Origin of the sequence: Pseudoxanthomonas sp., from assembly GCF_036845285.1 — a bacterium.
Taxonomy (GTDB): domain Bacteria; phylum Pseudomonadota; class Gammaproteobacteria; order Xanthomonadales; family Xanthomonadaceae; genus Pseudoxanthomonas_A.
Genome location: NZ_DAIUEE010000032.1, coordinates 1 through 3,576, shown reverse-complemented (window position 1 = coordinate 3,576; position 3,576 = coordinate 1). Strand labels below are relative to the sequence as shown.

The 3,576-nt window shown below is 59.5% G+C and carries 4 protein-coding genes; 1 reads left to right on the top strand and 3 read right to left on the bottom strand.

Annotated features, from left to right (window positions below):
- Positions 1-876: 876 nt before the first annotated feature.
- The gene (locus V7060_RS18470; protein ID WP_334180665.1) at positions 877-1,191 is read right to left on the bottom strand and encodes a WGR domain-containing protein; all 315 of its coding nucleotides are present in this window, start codon (positions 1,189-1,191) and stop codon (positions 877-879) included.
- Between the two features lie 83 nt (positions 1,192-1,274).
- On the opposite strand from V7060_RS18470, the gene V7060_RS18465 reads away from it, so the two are divergent.
- Positions 1,275-1,601 (top strand): hypothetical protein, encoded by a 327-nt coding sequence (locus V7060_RS18465; RefSeq protein ID WP_334180664.1) that lies wholly within the window; start codon positions 1,275-1,277, stop codon positions 1,599-1,601.
- 5 nt (positions 1,602-1,606) lie between these two features.
- Here the strand turns inward: V7060_RS18465 and V7060_RS18460 are convergent, their stop codons facing one another.
- Positions 1,607-1,813, bottom strand: coding sequence for a hypothetical protein (locus V7060_RS18460; RefSeq protein WP_334180663.1), 207 nt, complete (start codon positions 1,811-1,813; stop codon positions 1,607-1,609).
- A gap of 258 nt (positions 1,814-2,071) precedes the next feature.
- Entirely contained in the window at positions 2,072-3,427 is a 1,356-nt protein-coding gene (locus tag V7060_RS18455; RefSeq protein WP_334180662.1) for an IS1380-like element ISPme1 family transposase, read from the bottom strand.
- Between the last annotated feature and the right edge of the window lie 149 nt (positions 3,428-3,576).

The window sequence follows — 3,576 nt, the reverse complement described above, 5'->3', positions numbered from 1 at the left end:
GCATGTGAAGCTCCTGTATCTGGCTGAAGGGACCATCCCTTCGACAAGACCCGAATGAAGCCTGTCGGTTGAGGCTTGCACGGTGGCACTTGGGTCACCGGAAACCCCCGAGGGGCCGGGGTGGTGCGGGCAGGGAGCGGCACGCGACCAACACGGCCCGGACCTGAGCGGGGTTGCGAGCCAGAGGCCGAACAGGCTTAGGGGATTGTCCGTCGAAGGGAGGTGCCTGAGCCGGGATCACGGGAAGCGGCAGGGCAGAACCGCTCAAACGAGCAAATGGCAGTGTCAGGCCCAGGGAGAAAGAAAACCCGGAAAGAGGGAGGGGCCATGTCAACAACTGCGTGCCAAAATTAAGCGACCGTTCTGTCGATGAGGGTCAGCGCGATGATTGAGGCGGGCTGCCGGGACAGACCGAAAGGGAACTGCCCTGCGAATGGTTGCAAAGTCGAGACGCCACCAGCGATCAAAAGAGCATGATGGAAATGGTTTGGGCTAAAACGTGCTGCGAGGTTCGATGCCACAACCGGGTTGCCGAGAAAGGACGACTCGGTTCGCAGGAAAGTGAACCCTCGCCGTCAATAAGAAGCCCGGCGATGCGCTTTGAGTAATGGTCGACCCGCAAGTACGGATCGTAAGGCTCAGCCCCAAAAGTACGATGCTTTGGCGTAAGCTAACAGGTCGAAGCAGAGTTGGCTGGCAGGATAAGACATCCACCGAAATCGAGTCCTCAAACTTCCGTTTTATCGCAAGGTCCGTCGGTGAGTTATAGAAGTCCGTTCTATCGCTCATGGACCAGCTCTGAAAATCCGACATAGCGTCGGATTCAGTTGCGCTTGGTAAGCATCGAACAGACGAGCTCTCTGACCCGACGAAGCCCTATCGCTGATAGCCCCGTCGCTGCTTCTGTGCAGCAAGTCGCATTAGCGAAGTAATCGCCTTGCCCTCGTCGTCATGGCGCTCAATCAATGATTGGCCGCGCGCACCAATTCTTCCCCATTCCCGTATGAGACAAGCCCGCCCGAACAAATCGCGCTGAACACTCAAACGATAATACCGCCGCATGTTGCGGGCCACGTCGATCCGACGCAGGTCAAGCGTCCTCGGGAAGATTTCGAGCTGACCAATTGAATCGAACATATAGGGCTCTCGCTGATTTTCTATACCATATAAGGTAGAATTGCGTGCAGTCATCTTCTTTCGTGCATCAAATGCAAGATTGGACCCGTTTGCCTAGTCGGACTGTATCCACATTGAGTCCAAGACGAGGATCAGCTATGGTGCTCCAGTATACCACCAGCCAGGAGATCTTGATGGGCGTCCACAAGCAGAGTGTAAGCTTTAGCGACACAGCCTTTGCGTTCGCGCGCGAACTTGTCGAGAGCGGTGAATACCCCAACATCAGCGCTGCCGTTTCTGGAGAAATGGCGCGTGCTCGGGCGGCACGGGAAAGGGAACGGGTTCTGTTCGAAGTCGAGGTGCAGCGGCGTCTCACGTTACCGCTAGAGGCCTGGGAACCCATAAGCGCAGAAAACAGCTTGACCGCGGACGCTCGCGCGCATCTGGCGCAGAGCGCGAGGGCGGGTCACGTTGAAGGCAACTAATGCGCCTAATCCGCCACCCTTTGGTCAAGCGCGACCTGCTCGAGCTTGTCGATCACATCGTTGAGTCGACGCAAGGCGACGTCGCGGCGGCATCGCGTCGTCTCGATGAGATTGACGCCCTTCTTGCCGAAATAGCAGCAAACCCAGGTTCGGGCATGAGGCTTGCTGCCCCCCTCGACGGATGGCTGGTCCGTCACGGAGGGCGTGGTCATCGCATTACGATCGTGTTCAAGGCCGATCCCCAACAAACCGACATTCCCCAAGTGGCCTGCCGCTTGACTTCAAGATCGCCTGATTTTGCTCGCTGGGCAAGCGTTTTTCGCCCCGAGCGGTGTCTGTCGTCGCGCAAACGGCCGAAGTCGGGTGGATCAAGCCTCGAACCCGCAGCATTCTGGCCCGGCAGAGCCGCTTCTCCGCGCGGCAGACGGACCTGTCCTGCCGCTTTCGTTCAGCTTGGGCATGGATCGTGGTCATGCGCATGACGGAGGCGTTCGAAGACGGCGGATGGCGGCAAGGACGGCCCGGACCATCGGGCCGGTGACGGCGACCTCGGCCAACTGGAAGGTAATGGCGCGGGCGTGGCGGACGACGCGGGCGCCGATCTTGATCAGCTTGAGTTGAAGGCTGGTCAACGACCAGTCCGCCATGGCCTCGGGCAGTTCGATGCAGCGCAGGAAGGTTGCCAGGTTGTAGGCCAGCGCGTGCAGTTGCAGCCGCACCTCGTTGTCGCGGAACTTCCGGCATGACAGCCGCGTCCAGCGAAAGGCATATTTGCCTTCCTTGATGTGCTGCTCTGCGGTGCCGCGCTGGTTGTAGAACCTCACCACCCAGTCTGGCTCCATCGGCAGGTTGGTGAGGATGAAGCCGACTTTGGGGAACAGCTCGCCCGGATGCCATTCGATCTTGGCGATGACGCGGCGCGGCTTGTCCCAGGACGCCGCCTGATACTCGAAGTCCTCGAAGAACCGTTTGACCTTGGTCAGCGAAGGCCGTCCCACGGGCCGTGTCAGCCGATGCGCGATCTTCTCGCGCAAGACGGCGTTGGCGGGCAGACGGATGGCGTAGAAGAACCTGGCTTCTTCCAGCCGCATATAGATCGCGGGGATCGCGTAGGCAGCGTCGGCCCGGAAGAAGCGTCCACCAAGGTCGCGGCCAGCATATCGGGCAATGACGGGATCAAGGACATCCCGCCAGCCATCGGCGCTGTGGACATTGCCGTTACGCAGGGCGCAGCGCTCCAGCATGCCAAACTGGTTGAACAAGAAGATGGGGTGATAGCAGGTGCAGTCGAAATGCCCGTTCCAGGCAGCACCTTCCTGATCACCGTGAGTGGGGCTGACCGAGCTGTCCATGTCCAGCACGATGTATTTCAACCCGTTGCGGTCATGAAACCGGTCGATCCATTGGCCGTTCAGATCGGCCAGCGCCGCCCGGTTCTCAGGCAAAGCCAGCGTCTCGGTCTCGAACCGTCCCATCTGCGATGCCGAAGCAGCCTGCGCCTCGACGGCCCTGCCGCCAACGACCTGACGCATCACGGGATCGAGGGCCAAGCGGTCGGCATCGTTCACATCCTCGTATCCGGCCAGTCGTCCGAAAACCGATTGCCGGAACAATCCGTCAAGCCGATGAAGCGTGTTCTTCCCGGTGCGGCTGTCTCGCAGCGCCTCCGACGCCAGATTGGACAGGCCGAGCACGTCATCAAGCTCGCGCATCACCAGCAGGCCACCGTCTGAACTGATCTGCGCACCACGGAACTCCAGACGCACACGGCGGTCGAAATCAACCCGATCTCCCCGCGCCAAGCCCGCACCCTCCAGGTGATCCATGAAACGCGCCCCTCGCAGCCGTCAACGCCATGATTTATATGCGAAATATCACGATTACGACAGCGAAATCAGCGACTTACTTGGAGAATGTGGGTTCAGGATTTGCGCGACATAAGGGGCGCGAAGGAATTTAATTCTGGATCACCAGA